We start from the raw sequence: 18,987 nt of genomic DNA on the forward strand, positions 1-18,987 counted from the left end.
GTCGCTCCATCCAGCAATGTTCGTTCTGCAATGTGTGATGCTTCTGCGTAAGACATCCTTAAAACCTTTGACTCTTGTATGAACTGGCATTTGACGCCCGGAAGGAGACCTTCGGACGTTCCGTCGCGGGTCACTTGAGGGCGCAAATGCCCTCTGGAACCCATTTCCAATGGTGAACGTCGGCAAGGAGACGAGGTGCTATATGATCCTCTGAACGTCTCCAGTTACCGTGACATCGTTTGCGCGTGTCTGGCCTAGGAACTGCGCGCTTGTCTTTGATATTCCGTCTATGAGGGTCTGCCGCCCTTCGTGGATCCCAGGTCGGTGAGCAGGATCATGCCATCCGGTCCATGCGCGACCCATTGGCAGTGACTGGCATAGTCGAGGCCTAGGTCAAACGCATCGCCTCGCTGCCCCAAGCTGAGGACCCACCAGTGCCGCAGCTTTTGGAGAGGCACACCCTCCCCTTCGGTCTTGCCCAGCCCTCGTACAAGATGGCGTACGATATGGCGGGCGATGCTCTCGGCCGGGTCGGTGCTCACGATTGGCGACCAGTGCGGCTTTGCAGGGATTGCCCCTGCATGAGTTCTTCAGGTGCATAGCCCAGAAGTTCGGCAAGCCGAAGCCGAGCTCGGTTGACTCGGCTCTTGATCGTCCCAATCGGGATCCCGCTGACCGTCGCGGCCTCTTCGTATGTAAGCCCGTGAGCGCCGACGAGAAGCAACGCCTCACGCTGGTCGGGAGCAAGTTTCGGTAACGCATTCTGCAGATCTTGGAGGTTGAGCCCGTCCATTTGCCCCGGAGCGATGGTCAACTGTGCAGCGTAGGCTCCATCCGGATCGGCAACCTCACGACTGCGCCTGCGATAGTCGGTGTAGTAGCCGTTGCGCAAGATCGTGAAGAGCCACGCGTTCAGGTTCGTGCCCGGCTGGAAGAGAGCCCGCTTGCTCAAGGCCTGAAGCATGGTGGCTTGCACGAGATCATCGGCGCGATCTGGACTTTTCGTCAGGGAGATTGCGAAGGCACGCAGGATCGGTTGTGCTTCCACGATCCCATCCCGAAACTCTGATAGCTGCGCCTCTGTCCTGAGTGCAAGGTGGCAGTCGATCGTGGCCGCCAAGATCCTGAGCGACTCCGGCACGGGCCAAGGGCCCATCGCTTCATCCGCCAACCGCAGCTGCTGCCCCAAATGATCCTGGATATCCCCCGCTAGTGCCGGCCGATAGCCTGGCAATGCGATGGCGCTCTGCGATGTGGGAGAAGGATTGCTGGGCATGTTGCACTCCGCGACAGACGGCGGGAGCGCGCGATGTCTCTCAGCCGCCAGCGCCTAGGGCCATTTACCAGCGGTACTGACAAACGTGGGGTTGGTCAGCGCGAGCTACAAGGCAAAAGTGATTGAAATCGACAACCCGGCTGACGGACTCGACAATGTCCGTGCGTGACAGCGACACCATGGCCCGCCTATGTGGCATGAGCCTGGAGTTCAGATCAGTCGCGATCAGAGTTTTGATCCGGCGAGGGAATATCCCGGTCGCCGTAGCCACGCCGCCCGTTGAGTTTTACCTTTGGGAACGGTGCGGGACGATCTTCGAGCATCCTGACGGCTTTCCAAACCGAGTTCACAACTCTCTGAGTGAGGCTGAGAGGGCGCTTGCCCATGACGGGTTCGTCTCCTTCTACCTAACTGCACAACGGCAGTCGCTTCGCACACAATTAGTCGTTTGCCTTTCGGTCGAGGACTTGAGAGAACGCGACTGTCAGCACCGTTTGATTGGCCTTGTCCATGACCTCGACGCACCAGCTTCGCCGGTTCTCGCCGATCTGATCACCTTCCGTGATCATGCCGCGCACCTTGGCCATGGCAGCATCTCGCGCCGCCTGAAGGTCAGGATACTTTTCTCCTTCAGGATCGTCGACCAAGCCGTCTTCAGTCCTGAGGTTGAAGTAGTACAGAGCCGTTTCCGCCCTTGGCTCGGGAGCCTGCGGCGGCTTGTGGGAGGGGTAACCGGAGCAAGGCGGGCCGCCCTCATCGTCCCGCCGCTTGAGATCGTCGCGCTGGCTCGGGTGCTTTGGAGCCTTGCTCATGCCGAAAGGGTTAAGACGAGCAGCAGGCTTTTTGATGTCGGACGGCAAGAGTGCTGCGGTCTCTTATGCCCTGCCACTGGGCCGCCACGACTTAGATCGTGCGGGTTGATGTCAGCATCCGGTGCAGATCCCCTTCGAGACCTCTCTCAACTTGCGATCCCTGGCGCGCTCCGCGGCTTCGGCCTTTTGTCGAGCCTTGGCTGCCAATGCGGCCGATTCCTCAGCCGTATATGGTCGCGACGGGGTGGCTTTTAGACTTCGTGCCTCAGGCGCGGCCCTGTCCTGGGCCATGACCCCCGAAGATAACACCGACAAGGCAAGCAGGGCCGTAACGATCGTAACTCGCATGGGAGCGCTCCTCGAGGAGCGTATCGGCGGCTCCAAGCCTGGATATAGGAGCGGCGACCTGGATCCCCAGTCCTTGGGCGGCGATGTGAGCTAATTTTTAGAAGCCCCCGAATAAGCCATTATCCTGGCTGATGGTTCATCGCGACCTCTGGTCGAGAGAAACCTTTCATGCACATTTCTGCACCCCTCCTTGTCGCTACGCTCTGCCTGACAAGCCTAGCCCACGCTCAGAGCACCCCGCCTGCCTCCGGCGCGCCTCAGTTCATCACGATTGGCAGCGATGCCATCCTGAGTTCGCGGCTCATCGGCCTGAATGTTCAAACCGCGAGTGGCGAGGGTATGGGCAAGATCGAAGACATCGTCTTCGAGGGCGGTGAGATTATGGGGGTCGTGTTGTCCGTGGGAGAGATTCTGGGAGGCGGCCCGCGCTACGTGGCCGTGGACCCCTCTGGGATCTCGATCCGGTATGTGGAAGGCGATCACATGTGGCAGGCGACCATGAACGCCACTCTCGATCAGCTTAAATCAGCTCCAGAGTTCCGTTACGAAGGCAAATGGAAACGATAACGGGTTCCGGCATGACGCTTGCAAGCTTCCTCTGAGGAGGCGGACGACGAGACCCGATGCCACGACGCCTATCCATATTCATTCAGTGGGGTGGAATTCGCGCAATGTTCATCATTGAGTTCTTTCGGGTCCGTGAAGGAGACGGTGCGCATGCCACCTTGGACCGGGTGGAACATGATACGGCCGATCTGGACGACGCCAAGGTCAGAGCGCAATCGCTGTTCGACACCCTGAACATGCCGCAAAAGCCCGATGCCTTGCGGATCATGGATCAGGATGGCGATGAGGTGTTCTTCTGGAGCCCGAAGCCTCACGGCAGGTGAGAGGGGCACCCTCAGCAGGCACTGAGGCTTGGAATGGGGAACTGCTTCATCGAATATTCTGTTCTGCTCGATAAGGACTTACAGGAGAACAGCAATGACAAAGTCCGCTATGAAGTTGTGGAGCACGATGGTGGGTGGGCCTTAAAAGTTGGGGACGTCCTCTCAGGGCGTTACGCCGGCCATGATGAGGCTCGAGAGGCGGCCGAGCGAGCCGCTGCCGAACAGAGGCTCCCTGGCGAAACCGAAGACATTGAATATCAGGATAAGGCACGCGACTGGCATGAGGAAGTCGCTCAGGGGAAGAACCGACCAGAGACAGATGTCACCGGTTGAACGGCACGAAGCATTGCTGAACTTAGGAGCCTGAGGTCCAAGGACATTATTCCCTCGTCAAAACTGCTGCAGCACTGAGGTGAAAACCATGAACGGGAGCCGTCTGTGGCCCCTTTGCAAGGCGTTGACTGGTCCACTCTTAGGCTGATTCCAGATCAGCAAAGGCGGGGTGGTTGATCCCATCTAGCCGGCCGAAGCCTGCCTCCAGGTACCACTGCCCGGGAGCCACCTCGTTCGCATCCGAGAGGCGCACCAGCACTGCCACCAGCCGCTGCTTCCCATCGAGGACCAGCGTGCCTTCCTCGTCAAAGCCGGTCGCAACGCGCATGGGCTGAAGGGTGAGGGTCACTCGACTTCGGCCATTTACGCTGGATAGCAGAGTGTCGCTGTCAATCGGTTCAGAACATCGATTTGGGATTTTGTCATGTTGGCGGGCCGGCGTGACACATTGGAAACCGCGGCGACCCAGAGCGAGCGTCGGACGGCCGCCAGAGCATCGCTGACGGTGATCGTGCGCTTGTCGTACCAGGCGGCACACCGTGGGCGAGCCAAGCGCCGAAGGGCGGGATCATCGGTCCAGAGGCTCACCAGCGAGAACAGTCCCAGCAGGGCTGGTGTCGTGCGGGCGATCGCCTTGTCCGACCATTGCCGTTGCGTCTCCATCCCCAGATGTCGGCGAGCCTCGGCAAAGGTCCCTTCGGTGCTCCAGCGCCGCACAAACCAGCGCACGATCGCAAGAGACTCGGTCTCGAGGTCCGTGCACAGAAACGCCTGAGGCTTGAGCAGGCGATCAGGCGTTCGCCACCGCCGCACCAACCGTCGACACAGACCCGCTGCCACGCCGTCTATGTTAAGTTTCGCCGAGACGCTCCTCTTTCGGCGGAATAACAACGTTCATCTTTGCTTTTCAGGAAAGGGCGCCGCGTCGGAGAAGGTCCTGTCAGAATTGTTTAAACCCGGTTCAGCCTCGGTCGAGGGCATCCAGTATGAGCCGCCGGTGAACGTGCCACTGCTCGAGGGTCTGCTCCAGGCTCCGGAGGAACTCCTCGGCAAGAGCGGTGTCCCGGCCTTGCCGTATCATCTGCTCGATCAGAATGATCTGGTCCGCCACACGCCTCTCGCCATCCGCGATGTCCTGATCAGCCTTGGCAAGATCTTCAAGTTCTTTTTGCTTGTCGACCATGGCGATGGTCATCATGCATCCGATCGCGTGCGATTAACATAGGTTAAATCCTGTCAGAGGTGATACCTCAAGCAAGCCTCAAGCAAGATTGTGCAGAATTCCCGAAAGGCCCCTGAAGTTGCCCTCGAGGGTATTCAGAAGACCCTGTCGGCACATCCCGGCGTGAGACGGTACCGATCCGGGTGGAGCAAGGGCCCGGACCGGTGGCTCAAGCAGCCACAAGACGAACAACCAGCGCGTATCTCGGGCGACCGTTTAAATGGAACCGTACTCCGGACCACACATTGGAAGGTTCACGGGCCGAGCTGATCGCCTGTATGGCCGATTTTCCGGACAGGCGGTGTCCTGCCGAGGCCTTGGGTGCATCCAGAGTTGGACATCTCCGTCTCAGCCGATCGCTAGGAACGGGACTGCCCCTCAAAGCCAATCAGGAGCCGACACATGTCGAAGACCGTCACGTGCCTTTATCAGGATCAACAGAAAGCCAGCGCGATCGTCAGCCGCCTTGAGCAGGCCGGTCTTTCGCGTGGTGACATCAGCTTCTACTCGACGCCCTCGGACAACCTCATCGACGATCTGGAAAGTGACGGTGTGCCGCGCACCGACGCTCATGCCTATGCCGAAGGCGTGCGCCGCGGCGGGTCCGGCACCGTCAAGTTACCGGAGAAGGATCGACCAATCCTTGTTCGAGGCTGGATCAGGCGACAGCCACGGCGCCGGTTATCTCGGACCAGGCCTGGAACGCCCGAGCGCGGGCAAAGCGACGATCAGCGGCACCGGTGTTAGCAGGGTGGCGGAAGAAGTTTGCAACCTGATCGTGGACTGAGAGGAAGCGCTGCGCCTGCCCGGCTGACTTGAAGCGCTTCATGATGCGCTCCCGTCGTCGGGTTGGTTGATGGCTGTTTTCCGCTCGATTATTTAAGCCCTTGTGCTGCCGATGCTCGACACCCGGCATGATCTCTCGCTTGGCCGCGCCGTAGCTTGCGAGTTTATCGGTGATCATCACGCGTGGCGTGATACCTTGCTTCTTGAGCAGCTTGCGCAGCAGACGCTTGGCCGCTTTCGCATTGCGGCGGCTCTGGACCAAAATATCGAGAACGATCCCATGCTGATCGACCGCGCGCCAGAGCCAGTGCTTTCGGCCGGCGATGCTGATCACTACCTCATCGAGGTGCCACTTGTCTCCGGCTGCGGGAAGACGGCGGCGGATCTGGTTGGCAAAATCCTGGCCGAACTTCAGCGCCCACTGCCGGACCGTCTCATGGCTGACCAAGATGCCTCGGGCGGCGAGCATCTCCTCGACCATTCGGAGGCTGAGCGGGAATCGAAAGTACAACCAGACGGCATGGCTGATCACTTCAGCCGGAAAGCGGTGACGGGCATAGCGGGGGTGATGGGTCGAGTTCATCCCTCCTATATGCCTCTATCGGGTCACCCGCTGGTTAACCTGACGGTTCCGTCCGTACAGCCTGAGAGGATGCGAGACTGAGTACCCAGGCGATGAGTTCAGCCCGGCGGCTCGTCCGCATAGTGCGGTCACTGCACTGAGGTGGCTCTTTACGGCCGGGCGGCCGGCGGGTGGCTGTGGCCGAACTCAGGCGGAGCGATCCGCCTCCTGTTCGAAGGTGACGGCCACGTCCGCATTGGCAGACAGACGCACCCTGTCGCCCTCGATGTCTGCCACCAGAGCCAGCGGAACGGTATGATGGTGCCCCTTGTGGGAGCCCTCGCCGCTGTCCTTCCGTGTTAGCTTGATGTGGTCGCCCTCGACCCGATCGACCGTTCCGACGTGGACGCCGTCAGCGCCGATCACCTCCATGTGCTCCCGAATCCTGCTGACATCGGTCATGACTTTCTCCCGTCGATGATGGGAGCACAACGCATGATGACGGATTTGGATGCCGCCGCAAGCTCGATCGAGTTCCGCCTTGGCCTTTCCCTCCCAGCTCCCCAGGCTAGCTTCGCGCCAGGACGGGTCGAGCACCAGCGCGTCGAGGCCGAGAACGACCGCTGTCTCCGAGTCGCCGGAGATCGGACGAATAGACGGCTCCGTTGCATTAACCCCGGCCGTATAATGAGGGGGCGGTTTGTTGAGGAGCCGTCCTGTTGTCTCTGTTCAAGCGCCGTCGCTTTCCGGTCACGATCATCCTGTTGTGCGTGCGCTGGTACTGCAAGTACGGCATCAGCTATCGCGATCTCGCCGAGATGATGCGGAACGCGGTGTCGCTGTTGATCCATCCACGATCTTCCGTTGGGTTCAGCGCTACGCGCCAGAGATCGAGAAGCGGATCCGACCCTACCAGGGACCCCGCTCCGGCTCCTGGAGAGTGGACGAGACCTACGTCCGCGTCGGGGGCAGCTGGAAATACTTGTTTCGCGCAGTCGACAAGCACGGTCGGTTGATCGCCTCCATGCTGTCCGATCGTCGGAATACCAACGCCGCTTACCGCTTCCTGCATAAGGCCATAAAGGCGATGAGCCACTCCCCACTGTCCTCCATCACCACGGACAAACTGACGTCGTATCCCAAGGCCATCCAGCGCCTGCAAAACGACGAGCTGTTGCCGAAAGGTGTGGTACACCGCACCTCGAAATATCTGAATAACATCCTCGGGGCAGACCACGGTGCGCTCAAGCGCGTCATCCGCCCAACGCGCGGCTTCCAGACGATGAGAGCCGCCGCCGCGACCCTGACGGGTTTTGAAATCATACGTATGATCCGCCGCGGTCATTGCATCCAGCGGAAACGTCAGGCAACAGGCGAAGTCCGTCTGGTCCATCAGCTCTTTGGTTTTGCTGCCTGAGCGGCCCGTTAAACTGGGTCCGTTATGCCGCTTTCAAGTTACTGCAACGGTGCCCCTTCGCCTGCCATTGAACTCTCCTGGAACAAATCTCACGTAGCACTGCCCTACCCTCACCCGCCTCTGCCGAATGCCGTACCCTACTAGCCCGAAGCCGTGATCACGGAACGTCACGTTTGATCGGATGATAGAATGTGGACGCGGGAGGCTGGTTGCAGACTGTCAGGACCTATCCAGCTTGGCCTTGCGGCAACTGACCCGCGCGCCAGGAACGGTCTTCCCACCGACGCTTGGTTCGAGGACGATGTCATGCTCCGGTCCGACGAGGCTCCAGATCTCCGCGTCCGCGCCAGGGCAGAGGTCTCTGAGTGCCGCAATCATCTTCGCAGGCGCGTACCAGAGTTCGAAAGCCGTCTGGTAAGGCTGCGGTGTGATCGTGGCGAGGAGTTGACCGTCCCGCCAACGCACGCGGACGTCCCATGTGGAAGGCGCATGCTCTATCAGATCTCGGGAAAGGGCTGCCGCCGCCCTGTCTTCGACTGCCCCGGCAGGCAGACCAAGGCAGATTGCTGCAAAGAGTGCGAGTAAGGATAGCTGGACCATGTCTGTTTCCTCCCGCTCACGCGAGATGCATCTGCGGGCGGACGCACAAGAGGAATGCGCTCGGCATGTCGGTCAGCCTGCTAGCGAACCATGGCACCGCTGTGACGCCGCGATTGCCCACTTCCCTCCTGTTGGCCTCGCATTCTCGATGGTACCTGACAATGACACGCCAGCAAGGAGGGCTGACAGCCGACGTCGCCATAATGGCCAGTTCTCGGCTAACATGCACGCCATGGACGCCCGCCGCGACAAGGGATGCTGACTGGCGAAGGCATCATCCAGCATCGCTACCCAATTCCCCTACCGTCTCCGGGCCAGCAACTTCCTTTTCGATCGGGTTCCTTCCTGACGGGGCATCAACCATCGCTTTTAAGACAAGCGGATCGAGTTTTCCATCATCCTGCCCCGCGTGGGATAGAAGCGCTCTACGCATGCTCGGCGTCCAGAAAGCGACGAGATGGTCATGGATACCCTTGAGTGCCTGCGCTTCCGGATAAGACCGGAAGAAGCTGGCTATCTGATTCGCCATTCGGATGAGCTTCTCGATGTCCATGCCCAACCATCCTCACCGAGTATGCGTTCCCGACCATGGAAGACGGTCACGGAATTGTGCCGTGCAATGGCAACGAGGGACATATCAAGATGTCGGGCTCGTTCCAGAGCCAGTAACGTCGGAGCCGAAATCGCGACCAATGTTCTCGCCCCAAACACAGCGACCTTCTCGACCAGTTCGAAGGAAGAGCGGCTCGTGGCAATCACGAAGCCGCTGTCATGCTTCGTGCCACGACGGCATAGCGTACCGATGAGATTGTCGAGGGCATTGTGACGGCCGACATGCTCGCGCACGCAGACAAGCGTCCCATTCGTGTCAGCCCAGGCTGCTCCATAAACCGTACGAGTTCGTTCATTCAGCAACTGCTCTCTGTCGAGCGCTCTCAACGTCGCTCGAATGGCTCCGGGGGAAACTCTCGGTGCAGGTCCATTGCGGAAGCGCGCTTGGGGGAGCGCGTCGAGATCATCGATTCCGCACAAGCCGCAGCCGGTCCGCCACGACAGCACGCGCCTATGGGCCAGATGTTCGTGAAGTCCGTTGGGTGTAAGATCGATAGCGACCCTCAAGCCCCTCTCATCGGGTACGATGCGAGTTCCGCGAATATCGCCAGGGGCTTGAATGACACCCTCCGTCAGGCTGAAGCCCACGGCGAAGTCGTCCAGGTCGGATGGCGTCGCTATCATGACGGCGAATGGAATGCCGCCGTACACGAAGTTGACCGGCACCTCCGAGGGAATCGCGCGTATGCTGCAATCAGGATCGACTATCCCAAAGCGGAGAACGGTAGCTGGCGCGTCCACTGCCTCGAGGATCTGCAAGTTGTCTTCATTCAGCAGCATTGGCATTCGGGCCGATGCGTTTGAGTGCAACATCCTCTTCATAAAACCGGGCCTGCCAGTCGGATTGACGGTTCGTGCGGCGCACCTGCACCGCCGTGACCTTGTACTCCGGACAGTTCGTCGCCCAGTCGGAGTAATCGGTCGTGATCACGTTCGCCCCTGTCTTCGCGTGGTGGAACGTCGTGTAAACGACCCCTGGCTGCATGCGTTCGCTGATCTGGGCACGCAAGGCGATGTCACCGGAGCGGCTCTCAAGGGACACGAGATCGCCCTCGACGATCCCCCGGCTCTCCGCGTCGAATGGGTGGATCTCGAGCACGTCCTCCTCATGCCAGCGACTGTTCTCCGTGCGCCTCGTCTGCGCCCCGACATTGTACTGCGACAGGATACGGCCCGTTGTCAGGATCAGCGGGAACCGCGGGCCCGTACGTTCCTCGGTCGGCACGAAGTCCGTGATCATGAACTTGCCTTTGCCCCGGACGAACCGATCCACATGCATCATCGGCGTTCCTGCCGGCGCAGTCTCGTTGCACGGCCATTGGATCGATCCCAGGGCCTCGAGCTTGTCGTAGGAGACGCCTGCGAAGGTCGGCGTGAGACGGGCGATCTCGTCCATGATCTCGCTTGGATGCGAGTATCGCATCGGATATCCAAGGGCATTCGACAGTTCCATCGTAACTTCCCAGTCTGCCAACCCACACACCGGCGGCATCACCTTCCGCACGCGGTTGATGCGCCTCTCCGCATTGGTGAAGGTTCCGTCCTTTTCGAGGAAGGAGGAGCCGGGCAGGAAGACATGGGCGTATTTCGCGGTCTCGTTCAGGAAGATGTCCTGGATCACCACGAACTCCATGGCCCTCAGGCCAGCGGTCACGTGCTGCGTGTCCGGATCGGACTGGGCGATGTCCTCACCCTGGATGTAGAGAGCCTTGAACGACCCGGACACCGCCTCGTCGAGCATGTTCGGAATGCGCAGGCCGGGCTCGCCCGAAAGGCCTACCCCCCAGAAGGCCTCGAACATCTGCCGCGTCGCATCATCCGAGACGTGCCGATAGCCCGAGAACTCATGCGGGAACGAGCCCATGTCGCAGGAGCCCTGGACGTTGTTTTGCCCGCGCAGCGGGTTCACGCCGCAGCCGGGCCTCCCAATGTTGCCGGTCGCCATCGCGATGTTCGCCATGCCCATCACCATGGTCGAGCCCTGGCTGTGCTCGGTGACGCCGAGCCCGTAGTAGATCGCGCTCCTGCCACCCTTGGCGTAGAGCCTGGCGGCGTGTCGCACGTCGGCGGCGGGAACGCCCATGACGTCCGCAACGGCCTCGGGAGAATGACGCTCGTCGGCGATGAAACGGGCCCAGGATTCGAAGGCGTCAAGCTCGCACCGCTCGCGAACGTAGTCCTCGTCGACCAGTCCCTCCGTCACGATCACATGCGCGAGCGCGTTGATCATCGCTACGTTGGTGCCGGGCTTCAGGGGCAGGTGATAGTCGGCCTCGATGTGAGGCGATCTCACGAGGTCGATCCGGCGCGGATCGATGACGATGAGACGGGCACCCTCCCGCAGACGGCGCTTCATGCGGGAGGCGAAGACAGGATGGCCGTCGGTCGGATTGGCCCCGATCACGACGATGACGTCAGCCTGGTCCACGGATGCGAAGTCATGCGTGCCGGCCGAGGTGCCGAGCGTCGTCTTGAGCCCGTAACCGGTCGGCGAGTGGCAGACGCGGGCGCAGGTATCGACGTTGTTGTTGCCGAAGCCGGCGCGGACGAGCTTCTGGACGAGGAATGTCTCCTCGTTCGTGCACCGGGAAGAGGTGATGCCGCCGATGGAATCGCGGCCGTATTTCGTCTGGATGCGCCTGAACTCGCTGGCGGCGTGCCCGATCGCCTCCTGCCATGACACCTCGCGCCACGGGTCGGTGATCCTCTCACGGATCATGGGCCTGGTGATGCGGTCCTTATGCGTGGCATAGCCCCAGGCGAACCGCCCCTTGACGCAGGAATGTCCCTCGTTCGCCCTGCCGTGTTTGTACGGAACCATGCGCACGACCGTCGTGCCCTTCATCTCGGCCTTGAAGGTGCAGCCGACGCCGCAATAGGCGCAGGTGGTGATGACCGAATGCTCGGGCGCTCCGAGATCGATCACGTTCTTCTCATTGAGCGTGGCCGTCGGGCAGGCCTGCACGCAGGCGCCGCACGACACGCACTCGGACCCGAAGAAGTCCATCCCGCCGGGCGAGACGCGCGAGTCGAACCCTCTTCCCTCGATCGTCAGGGCGAAGGTGCCTTGCACCTCCTCGCATGCCCGGACGCAACGGGAGCAGACGATGCACTTGGAGTCCTCGAAGGTGAAATACGGATTGGACGCATCCTTCGGCGCATCAAGATGGTTGGCCCCGTCATAGCCATACCGGACCTCGCGTAGACCGACGGCACCAGCCATGTCCTGGAGTTCGCAATCGCCGTTGGCGGAACAGGTCAGGCAGTCGAGAGGGTGATCGGAGATATAGAGTTCCATGACGCCGCGCCGCAGATCGGCCAGCCTCGGCGTCTGGGTGTAGACGATCATGCCTTCCTCAGCCGGCGTGGTGCAGGAGGCGGGCGTACCGCGCCGACCTTCGATCTCGACCAGGCACAGGCGGCACGAGCCGAAGGGCTCAAGCGAATCCGTCGCGCACAGCTTCGGGATCGTCGTGCCGGCCCTCATGGCCGCGGCCATGACGGAGGTGCCTGCCGGAACGGAGACGGGCTGTCCGTCGATGGTCAGCGTGACCGCCTTCTCCGTCCTGCGGATCGGCGTGCCGTAGTCGACTTCCTTGATCAGGACCATGACCGCTCTCCGTCACTCGGCGGCCGCGACAACCTGCGGCGCCCTGTCGAAATCCTCGGGAAAATGGGTCAGCGCGCTCATCACCGGCAGCGGGGTCAATCCTCCCATGGCGCAGAGCGAGGCATCGGTCATGAGGGCGCAGAGATCCTCGAGAACCTCGAAGTTCTTCTCGGGCTCAATGCCGGCGATGATCCGGTCCATGACCTCGACACCCCGTACCGCGCCGACGCGGCAGGGCGTGCACTTTCCGCAACTCTCGGCGGCGCAGAACTCGAAGGCGAAGCGGGCCTGTCGTGACAGATCGACGGTGTCGTCGAACACGACGATGCCACCGTGGCCGAGAAGTCCCTTCTCCGCAGCGAGCGTCTCATAGTCCAGGGGGAGGTCCAGCATGGATGCCGGGAAGTAGGCCCCCAGAGGTCCTCCGACCTGTACGGCTTTGAGGGGACGCCCCGTCGCGGTTCCACCGCCGAAGTCCTCGACGATCTCACGCAGGGTAGCTCCGAAAGCGAGCTCGATGAGGCCACCGCGCGTGACGTTGCCGGCGAGCTGGATCGGCAGCGTGCCGCGCGAACGTCCCATGCCGAAATCCGCATAGGCCTGGAAACCGTTGGCCATGATCCACGGCACGGTTGCGAGAGAGAGCGTGTTGTTGATGAGAGTCGGCTTGCCGAAGAGCCCTGCGACCGCCGGCAGAGGGGGCTTTGCCCGCACCATGCCGCGCTTGCCCTCGAGGCTGTCCAGGAGTGACGTCTCCTCGCCGCAGATGTAGGCCCCCGCTCCAAGCCGCGATTCCAGGATGAAGGCACGGCCGGATCCCAACACGGATGGGCCGAGATAGCCAGCCTTCGTGGCGACCTCGATCGCTTCCGTCATGGTCCGGTAGGCGTGCGGATATTCCGACCGGATGTAGATGAAGCCCTTGGTCGCGCCGACGGCGAGACCGGCGATGGTCATGCCTTCGATCAGGGAGAAAGGATCTCCCTCCATGAGCATCCGGTCGCCGAAGGTGCCGCTGTCACCCTCGTCCGCATTGCAGACGACGTACTTGCGGTCGGCTTGCGCATGAAGGACCGTGTCCCACTTGATTCCGGTCGGGAACCCGGCCCCGCCCCGCCCGCGCAATCCGGAAAGCTTGATCTCGTCCACGATGGCCTGCGGTTCCAGGGTCAGCGCGCGTCGAAGGCCGGCATAACCGCCATGGGCCTCGTAGTCCTCGACGGACAACGGGTCGACGATCCCGCATCGCGCGAACGTCAGCCGCTGCTGCCGGGCGAGGTAGGGCTGGTCCTCCAGGCGCTCGAGGCGCAAGGGATGCTCCCCGCCCGACAGGAAGTCGGCATCGAACAGGCTGCCCAGGTCCGTGGGGCTGATCGGCCCGTAGGCAATACGTCCTGCGGGGGTCTCGACCTCGACCAGGGGTTCCAGCCAGAACAGGCCACGGGATCCGGTCGCCACGATCTCCAGGTCCGAGCCTCGAACGCCGGCCTCATCCACGATCAACCTGGCGATCCGTGCCGCGCCGAGGGACAGCGAGGCGGCATCACGCGAGATGAAGACTCTGGTCATGTTCCCCGAGCCTCCCGGACGACGCCGTCGAGCCGTTTCCGGTCCAGCCTTCCGATGGGTTCACCGTCATAGAGCGCCGATGGGGCGCAGGCACACAGCCCAAGACAATAGACCGCTTCGACGGTCAAGGCGCCATCAGACGTGGTTCCGCCCCACTCAATCCCGAGCTCATCCAGCAGGTCGCGTGCGAGCTGCGGGCCGCTCATGGACTGACAGGCTTCCGCACGGCACAGCTTGAGGATGTGCTCACCTGCGGGCTCGCGGCGAAAATCATGATAGAAGCTGACGGTCCCGTGGATCTCGGCCCGGGACAGGTTCAGGTCCGAGGCCACAAGGCCTATGGCATCCTCGGGAATATGCCCGAACTCGTCCAGGAGGGCATGGAGGATCGGCAGCACCGGGCCTTCCAGAGAACCATGCGCTGCGATGATCTCTCGCGCGCGAACTTGATCCCACTCGCGGAACCTCGGCATTTCCTCACCCAGGTATTATTGGTTCTGCCGAGACTGCTCGCCTTGCACGTGGGATGCAACCGGGATTTTCGGAGGGGCAGGCAGCCGGGTGACCGCGCGGCCCATGAGGCCGCGCGGTCACCCTCGTCCGGCAGTGTCCTGTCCGTCAGGCGGCTACGGCCGCCTGCTTGGCCTTGGCCGTATGGGCAGCAATGAGGTCCATCAGCTCCGGCGACAGGCAGTCGTACGGCTCCAGCCCGAGTTCCCTCAGCCGCGCGCGGATCTGCGGCATCTGGGCCGGGTCGACGCCCGACTCGATGACCGAAGACACGAAGGCGGCGAACTTCGGTTCCGACCAGCCCTTCTGGGGCGAGAGCTCCGTGTGAATGAAATCCAAGCCATAGAATGGATGGTTCTTGTTCTCGATGCGGCCATACATGTGGACGCCGCATACCTTACAGGCATGCCGCTGGATCGTCGCGGAGGTATCGACGACCTGCAACTTGTCCGCGTTCGCCGTTACGGTCACGTTATCGCGAGGCACGACGGCGACCATGGCGAAGGTGGCACCGCTTGGCTTCCAGCACTTGGTGCAGCCGCAAAGATGGTTGTGGGCGCTATCACCCTTGATCTCCACGACGACCGGATCGCTGGTGCACTTGCAGACGAGCCTGCCTCCGGCGTAGTTCTGCTCGCCCTTGGTTATGCCATTGTCGACGGCTGGGTGGATCGAGAGAGTTGCATTCTGCATTGGACGCTCCTTTCCCCATTGAGTCCGTTCGGTTAGCCGACACAGCCCGGTACACTTGATGCCATGCTACGAGAGCTGAGCCGGATCCTTTGTCAGATCACGCGACAAAGCACGCTACTAAGCACGCAGTTACCTCGGATCGATCTGCAGCGAGACCGTGAACTCGGCAACGACCTCATCAGTACACGATCACGGAGCGGATCGACTTGCCCTCGTGCATGAGGTCGAAGGCGGTGTTGATCTCGTCGAGCGGCATCGTGTGGGTGATCAGATCGTCGATGTTGATCTTGCCCTCCATGTACCAGTCGACGATCTTCGGCACGTCCGTGCGCCCGCGCGCGCCGCCGAAGGCCGTGCCCTTCCAGACGCGGCCGGTTACGAGCTGGAACGGACGGGTGGCGATCTCCTTGCCGGCTTCCGCCACGCCGATGATGATGCTCTCGCCCCAGCCGCGATGGCAGCATTCGAGCGCCTGGCGCATCACGTCCGTGTTGCCGGTGGCATCGAAGGAGAAGTCCGCGCCGCCGCCCGTCAGATCGACGATGGCCTGCACGACCTTGTCGTTGCCGATCTCCTTCGGGTTGATGAAGTCGGTCATGCCGAACTTCCTGGCCATCTCGGCCTTGGCCGGATTGATGTCGACGCCGATGATCTTGTCGGCGCCGACCATGCGCGCGCCCTGGATCACGTTGAGGCCGATGCCGCCGAGGCCGAACACCACCACGTTGGCGCCGGGCCACACCTTCGCCGTGTAGATCACCGCGCCGATGCCCGTGGTGACGCCGCAGCCGATATAGCAGATCTTGTCGAAGGGCGCGTCCTCGCGCACCTTGGCGAGCGCGATCTCCGGCAGAACGGTGAAGTTCGCGAAGGTCGAGCAACCCATGTAGTGGAACACCGTCTCGCCATCGCAGCGGAAGCGGCTCGTGCCGTCGGGCATGACGCCCTGGCCCTGCGTGGCCCGGATGGCGGTGCAGAGATTGGTGCGGCGCGACAGGCAGGATTTGCAGTTGCGGCACTCGGGCGTGTAGAGCGGGATCACGTGATCGCCGACTTTCAGCGTCGTCACGCCGGGGCCGACCTCGCGCACGATGCCCGCGCCCTCGTGGCCCAGGATCGCCGGGAACTTGCCTTCGGAATCAAGGCCCGAGAGCGTATAGGCGTCGGTGTGGCAGACGCCCGTCGCCATCACCTCCACGAGCACCTCGCCGGCCTTGGGACCTTCGAGGCGGATGGTTTCGATGGTGAGCGGCTTGCCAGCCTCCCATGCCACAGCGGCCCTGGTTTCCATGGCGTTTCCCCTTCCGTAGATCTGCTCCGAGCATTCGAGTAGGGAATGCCCAAGTTTATAGCGTAAAGTGGAGTTTCAAGCCACTGTGATGATGCCTCCCGGCGCTGCGTCGGAATTACTAAAAAGGGTCATCGGATTCAGGGGAAGCATTCCACTTCGGCCTCTGCCTGCGCGCGACGAAGGTCGGCGATGAGATCCCGCATGAAGGGGTTAGTGCGAAACAACTCTGCTCCTTCGCCGGGCCGCTGGCCTACGCTGAGGACAGTCTCTGCCTGGACATAGCGGTCATACGGGAAGATCGAGGCGATGACATCGATGGAGCATGAGCACCGCTCCAGCGCGAGTCGCGTTCCTCCGTTGGCTTCCATGCAGGCAAAGACATAGTCGGCGCGGGCACTGGTCGGATAGTCATTGATGCCCTCGTCCTGTGCCCAGGCCGAGCTGGTCACCAAAAGCCCAAGAACGAGACTGCACCTCGAGACGGCATTCGCGCATGGCATGCGGCACTCCCCCGTGAGATGTGAACGGAGCATATCAAACACTCCGATGCGGGTGAACGCCGTCGGTTGCGGCTACATCCATGCATCATGCAGCAGAATGCGAGTATATTTTCCTCAGATCGTGCGGGTCTCATCCATACCATCGGGGACGCACCTCCAGCGGGCGACCCGCCAACCGGGATGCGTGTTGGTCCACTCCGCCATCCTGGGCTGCGCGCCCATCATGCAGCCAAGGTCGCTGACGGGATCAAAGGCGAAGCTGAACCGCTCCTCCTTGCAGGTATCGGGGGACGCGATAAGGCAGACAAGGAAAACCAACGCCATAGCCAATTCCTATTCATCGGATGGCCAGCGCCGTTCGCGCCAGCGGGCCCGGAGTCCTCAACATCGGCGCGGCAGGATAGTTCATGCTGAGCATTGCGGTCGGCGGGCGAGACCTCCGATCTTGCCCACGTCGCACAGTCTAGCAGAATCGTTGGGGTTGCGCCAGAAAACGGCCTCGAAACGCCTCGATGGCGCCCTTGTCCTGGCGCTCACCCTGGCTCAGTTCAACGGGAATATCCCTGACTGCCTGGATGGGCGAGCCTGCAAGGACGACAATCCGGCTCGCCATCCGGATGGCATCCCGGCTGTCGTGGGTGACGAAAAGGACCGTAGCCGATCTCTGGGCCAGCATCCCGATCAAGAGATCACGCAACCGATCCGCTGTCGGCTCGTCCAACGATGTGAAGGGCTCGTCCATCAGCAGGAGGTCAGGCTCGATGGCAAAAGCCCGCGCGAGCGCGACGCGGCGCTGCATGCCGAGAGACAGGCGCTCAGGATAGACATCCTGGGTGTCAGACATCCCCATGCTCGCGAGGAGATCGAGTGCCGTTCTCCGCGCGGCCTCCGTGGACGGAAGCGGAAGGAGGATGTTCTCGAGCACCGTCCGCCAGGGCAGCAGGCGTGGCGTCTGGAAAACGTAAGCCATCCGCGGCTTTGCCACGTCGTCGAACCCGATCCGGCCGGAATACTCCGTGTCCAAGCCGGAGATCATGTTCAGCAACGTGGTCTTGCCGATCCCGGATGGCCCGAGCAGGCAGACGAACTCCCCCGGATCGACCGACAGATGGAAACCCTCGAAGATTCGACGCACCGGAGCGCCGCCCAACGGGAGATAGCTCTTGTGTGCGATCTCAATCTCGAGCCCGGTCATCGCCGCCATCGGTTCAGCCTCCGCTCCCAAGGCTGGAGGATAAGCAGCTCGATCATCTGGATGACGGCGACGAACGCAAGGGCATAGGCCAGGATCGTGGAGACATCGAAGAGCTGGAACGCCGAACCGATGACGAAGCCCACCCCGCTGCTGCGGCCGAGCAGTTCGACCACGAGAACAATCTTCCACACGAGCGCCAGACCCGAACGGATGGCACCCATGAAGTAGGGAGTGAGTTGAGGCAGGACCACGTGCCGCAAGGTCTTCCATTGGCCGATCTCGTAAGCGGACGCCATTTCGAGGAGATCGCAGTCCAGCGCCCGACCGCCTTCGCGCAAGGTAACGGCCACGTTGGGGATCTTGTTGATCGCAACCGCGGTGATCGCAGCCGCCTCGGTCAGGCCCAGCCAGACGTAGCAGAGAACGATGACGACGAGGGCGGGCAAGTTCAGGAAGAGGATCAGCCAGGGGTCGAAAAAGCGGTTCAGCAGCAGGACGCGTCCGAGTGCAATGCCGATGGCCGTCCCGATCGTCATCGCAAGGACGAAACTCGCGAGGACCCGTGCGAGGGTGATGCCGATATTAACGAAGAGGGAGCCCTCGAGCGCGGCCTCGACCATCGTTGCGCCGACCCGGCCCGGTCCCGGCAGCAGACGTGGATCGGCGAAGGATGCTGCGCCCTGCCACACGACGACCAGGACGACGATTGACAGTGCCGACCATTCAATGCGCGTCGAACGCCTGGCCAGTTGCGTCCTCAT

22 protein-coding genes and 1 pseudogene are annotated in these 18,987 nt (G+C 61.8%); 4 read left to right on the forward strand and 19 right to left on the reverse strand.

The window, feature by feature from the left end:
• Positions 1–538 precede the first annotated feature (538 nt).
• Both U0023_RS24285 and U0023_RS24290 read right to left on the reverse strand, forming a co-directional pair.
• Positions 539–1,276 carry a sigma-70 family RNA polymerase sigma factor gene (locus U0023_RS24285; protein WP_009488670.1) on the reverse strand — a complete coding sequence of 246 codons (738 nt, stop codon included), beginning with the start codon at positions 1,274–1,276 and terminating at the stop codon, positions 539–541.
• Between the two features lie 440 nt (positions 1,277–1,716).
• Positions 1,717–2,088: a DUF6894 family protein gene (locus U0023_RS24290; RefSeq protein ID WP_154660869.1), complete on the reverse strand. Its 372-nt coding sequence runs from the start codon at positions 2,086–2,088 to the stop codon at positions 1,717–1,719.
• A 516-nt stretch (positions 2,089–2,604) separates the two neighbouring features.
• Between U0023_RS24290 and U0023_RS24295 the strand changes: the two genes are divergently transcribed.
• From U0023_RS24295 to U0023_RS24305, 3 genes are all read left to right on the forward strand, one after another.
• Positions 2,605–3,003, forward strand: a complete 399-nt coding sequence (locus U0023_RS24295) for a PRC-barrel domain-containing protein (RefSeq protein WP_009488674.1) — start codon at positions 2,605–2,607, stop codon at positions 3,001–3,003.
• Positions 3,004–3,107: 104 nt separating this feature from the next.
• Positions 3,108–3,326 carry a hypothetical protein gene (locus tag U0023_RS24300; protein ID WP_009488675.1) on the forward strand — a complete coding sequence of 73 codons (219 nt, stop codon included), beginning with the start codon at positions 3,108–3,110 and terminating at the stop codon, positions 3,324–3,326.
• Positions 3,327–3,359: 33 nt separating this feature from the next.
• Positions 3,360–3,659, forward strand: a complete 300-nt coding sequence (locus U0023_RS24305) for a DUF2188 domain-containing protein (RefSeq protein WP_009488676.1) — start codon at positions 3,360–3,362, stop codon at positions 3,657–3,659.
• 139 nt (positions 3,660–3,798) lie between these two features.
• Here the strand turns inward: U0023_RS24305 and U0023_RS24310 are convergent, their stop codons facing one another.
• The 5 genes from U0023_RS24310 to U0023_RS24330 all read right to left on the reverse strand — a co-directional run bounded on the left by U0023_RS24310 (position 3,799) and on the right by U0023_RS24330 (position 6,691).
• On the reverse strand, positions 3,799–4,008 hold the full coding sequence (locus U0023_RS24310) for a hypothetical protein (protein WP_040637725.1): 210 nt from the start codon (positions 4,006–4,008) through the stop codon (positions 3,799–3,801).
• Positions 4,009–4,022: 14 nt separating this feature from the next.
• Entirely contained in the window at positions 4,023–4,472 is a 450-nt protein-coding gene (locus U0023_RS24315) for a hypothetical protein (protein ID WP_009488678.1), read from the reverse strand.
• 148 nt (positions 4,473–4,620) lie between these two features.
• Positions 4,621–4,857 carry a hypothetical protein gene (locus tag U0023_RS24320; RefSeq protein WP_245272820.1) on the reverse strand — a complete coding sequence of 79 codons (237 nt, stop codon included), beginning with the start codon at positions 4,855–4,857 and terminating at the stop codon, positions 4,621–4,623.
• 682 nt (positions 4,858–5,539) lie between these two features.
• Positions 5,540–6,250: an IS6 family transposase gene (locus U0023_RS24325; RefSeq protein ID WP_009488681.1), complete on the reverse strand. Its 711-nt coding sequence runs from the start codon at positions 6,248–6,250 to the stop codon at positions 5,540–5,542.
• Positions 6,251–6,436: 186 nt separating this feature from the next.
• The gene (locus U0023_RS24330) at positions 6,437–6,691 is read right to left on the reverse strand and encodes a DUF2171 domain-containing protein (RefSeq protein ID WP_009488682.1); all 255 of its coding nucleotides are present in this window, start codon (positions 6,689–6,691) and stop codon (positions 6,437–6,439) included.
• Between the two features lie 257 nt (positions 6,692–6,948).
• Between U0023_RS24330 and U0023_RS24335 the strand changes: the two are divergent.
• Positions 6,949–7,646, forward strand: a pseudogene (locus U0023_RS24335) (IS6 family transposase).
• A gap of 219 nt (positions 7,647–7,865) precedes the next feature.
• Here the strand turns inward: U0023_RS24335 and U0023_RS24340 are convergent.
• The 12 genes from U0023_RS24340 to U0023_RS24395 all read right to left on the reverse strand — a co-directional run bounded on the left by U0023_RS24340 (position 7,866) and on the right by U0023_RS24395 (position 18,987).
• Positions 7,866–8,111, reverse strand: a complete 246-nt coding sequence (locus U0023_RS24340; protein ID WP_154660870.1) for a hypothetical protein — start codon at positions 8,109–8,111, stop codon at positions 7,866–7,868.
• A gap of 409 nt (positions 8,112–8,520) precedes the next feature.
• Positions 8,521–8,799 (reverse strand): formate dehydrogenase subunit delta, encoded by a 279-nt coding sequence (locus U0023_RS24345; RefSeq protein ID WP_009488685.1) that lies wholly within the window; start codon positions 8,797–8,799, stop codon positions 8,521–8,523.
• The gene (fdhD, locus tag U0023_RS24350; RefSeq protein ID WP_195904131.1) at positions 8,760–9,638 is read right to left on the reverse strand and encodes a formate dehydrogenase accessory sulfurtransferase FdhD; all 879 of its coding nucleotides are present in this window, start codon (positions 9,636–9,638) and stop codon (positions 8,760–8,762) included. The genes U0023_RS24345 and fdhD overlap by 40 nt, the downstream gene beginning before the upstream one ends.
• A complete protein-coding gene (fdhF, locus tag U0023_RS24355; RefSeq protein ID WP_009488687.1) occupies positions 9,625–12,468 on the reverse strand; it encodes a formate dehydrogenase subunit alpha in 2,844 nt (947 codons plus the stop codon). Before fdhF ends, fdhD begins: the two co-directional genes overlap by 14 nt.
• 12 nt (positions 12,469–12,480) lie before the next feature.
• The gene (locus tag U0023_RS24360) at positions 12,481–14,037 is read right to left on the reverse strand and encodes a formate dehydrogenase beta subunit (protein ID WP_009488688.1); all 1,557 of its coding nucleotides are present in this window, start codon (positions 14,035–14,037) and stop codon (positions 12,481–12,483) included.
• A complete protein-coding gene (locus tag U0023_RS24365; RefSeq protein ID WP_009488689.1) occupies positions 14,034–14,510 on the reverse strand; it encodes a formate dehydrogenase subunit gamma in 477 nt (158 codons plus the stop codon). The genes U0023_RS24360 and U0023_RS24365 overlap by 4 nt, the downstream gene beginning before the upstream one ends.
• 145 nt (positions 14,511–14,655) lie before the next feature.
• On the reverse strand, positions 14,656–15,240 hold the full coding sequence (gfa, locus tag U0023_RS24370; protein ID WP_009488690.1) for an S-(hydroxymethyl)glutathione synthase: 585 nt from the start codon (positions 15,238–15,240) through the stop codon (positions 14,656–14,658).
• A 178-nt stretch (positions 15,241–15,418) separates the two neighbouring features.
• A complete protein-coding gene (locus U0023_RS24375) occupies positions 15,419–16,531 on the reverse strand; it encodes an S-(hydroxymethyl)glutathione dehydrogenase/class III alcohol dehydrogenase (RefSeq protein WP_009488691.1) in 1,113 nt (370 codons plus the stop codon).
• A gap of 137 nt (positions 16,532–16,668) precedes the next feature.
• Entirely contained in the window at positions 16,669–17,031 is a 363-nt protein-coding gene (locus U0023_RS24380; protein ID WP_009488692.1) for a hypothetical protein, read from the reverse strand.
• 114 nt (positions 17,032–17,145) lie between these two features.
• Entirely contained in the window at positions 17,146–17,355 is a 210-nt protein-coding gene (locus U0023_RS24385; RefSeq protein ID WP_009488693.1) for a hypothetical protein, read from the reverse strand.
• 139 nt (positions 17,356–17,494) lie between these two features.
• Entirely contained in the window at positions 17,495–18,235 is a 741-nt protein-coding gene (locus U0023_RS24390; protein ID WP_009488694.1) for an ABC transporter ATP-binding protein, read from the reverse strand.
• Positions 18,223–18,987: an ABC transporter permease gene (locus U0023_RS24395; protein WP_009488695.1), complete on the reverse strand. Its 765-nt coding sequence runs from the start codon at positions 18,985–18,987 to the stop codon at positions 18,223–18,225. Before U0023_RS24395 ends, U0023_RS24390 begins: the two co-directional genes overlap by 13 nt.

Source organism: Microvirga lotononidis (assembly GCF_034627025.1).
GTDB classification, from domain to species: Bacteria; Pseudomonadota; Alphaproteobacteria; order Rhizobiales; family Beijerinckiaceae; genus Microvirga; species Microvirga lotononidis.

What these genes read in the sequence shown, in the direction of transcription:
- U0023_RS24380 (WP_009488692.1), bottom strand. Translation starts at nt 17,031, where the DNA reads ATGCCATGCGCGAATGCCGTCTCGAGGTGCAGTCTCGTTCTTGGGCTT.
- gfa (WP_009488690.1), bottom strand. Translation starts at nt 15,240, where the DNA reads ATGCAGAATGCAACTCTCTCGATCCACCCAGCCGTCGACAATGGCATA.
- U0023_RS24285 (WP_009488670.1), bottom strand. Translation starts at nt 1,276, where the DNA reads ATGCCCAGCAATCCTTCTCCCACATCGCAGAGCGCCATCGCATTGCCA.
- U0023_RS24360 (WP_009488688.1), bottom strand. Translation starts at nt 14,037, where the DNA reads ATGACCAGAGTCTTCATCTCGCGTGATGCCGCCTCGCTGTCCCTCGGC.
- U0023_RS24320 (WP_245272820.1), bottom strand. Translation starts at nt 4,857, where the DNA reads ATGATGACCATCGCCATGGTCGACAAGCAAAAAGAACTTGAAGATCTT.
- U0023_RS24330 (WP_009488682.1), bottom strand. Translation starts at nt 6,691, where the DNA reads ATGACCGATGTCAGCAGGATTCGGGAGCACATGGAGGTGATCGGCGCT.
- U0023_RS24295 (WP_009488674.1), top strand. Translation starts at nt 2,605, where the DNA reads ATGCACATTTCTGCACCCCTCCTTGTCGCTACGCTCTGCCTGACAAGC.
- U0023_RS24375 (WP_009488691.1), bottom strand. Translation starts at nt 16,531, where the DNA reads ATGGAAACCAGGGCCGCTGTGGCATGGGAGGCTGGCAAGCCGCTCACC.
- U0023_RS24390 (WP_009488694.1), bottom strand. Translation starts at nt 18,235, where the DNA reads ATGGCGGCGATGACCGGGCTCGAGATTGAGATCGCACACAAGAGCTAT.
- fdhF (WP_009488687.1), bottom strand. Translation starts at nt 12,468, where the DNA reads ATGGTCCTGATCAAGGAAGTCGACTACGGCACGCCGATCCGCAGGACG.
- U0023_RS24385 (WP_009488693.1), bottom strand. Translation starts at nt 17,355, where the DNA reads ATGGCGTTGGTTTTCCTTGTCTGCCTTATCGCGTCCCCCGATACCTGC.
- U0023_RS24290 (WP_154660869.1), bottom strand. Translation starts at nt 2,088, where the DNA reads ATGAGCAAGGCTCCAAAGCACCCGAGCCAGCGCGACGATCTCAAGCGG.
- U0023_RS24365 (WP_009488689.1), bottom strand. Translation starts at nt 14,510, where the DNA reads ATGCCGAGGTTCCGCGAGTGGGATCAAGTTCGCGCGCGAGAGATCATC.
- U0023_RS24300 (WP_009488675.1), top strand. Translation starts at nt 3,108, where the DNA reads ATGTTCATCATTGAGTTCTTTCGGGTCCGTGAAGGAGACGGTGCGCAT.
- U0023_RS24345 (WP_009488685.1), bottom strand. Translation starts at nt 8,799, where the DNA reads ATGGACATCGAGAAGCTCATCCGAATGGCGAATCAGATAGCCAGCTTC.
- U0023_RS24305 (WP_009488676.1), top strand. Translation starts at nt 3,360, where the DNA reads ATGGGGAACTGCTTCATCGAATATTCTGTTCTGCTCGATAAGGACTTA.
- fdhD (WP_195904131.1), bottom strand. Translation starts at nt 9,638, where the DNA reads ATGCTGCTGAATGAAGACAACTTGCAGATCCTCGAGGCAGTGGACGCG.
- U0023_RS24325 (WP_009488681.1), bottom strand. Translation starts at nt 6,250, where the DNA reads ATGAACTCGACCCATCACCCCCGCTATGCCCGTCACCGCTTTCCGGCT.
- U0023_RS24395 (WP_009488695.1), bottom strand. Translation starts at nt 18,987, where the DNA reads ATGAGGACGCAACTGGCCAGGCGTTCGACGCGCATTGAATGGTCGGCA.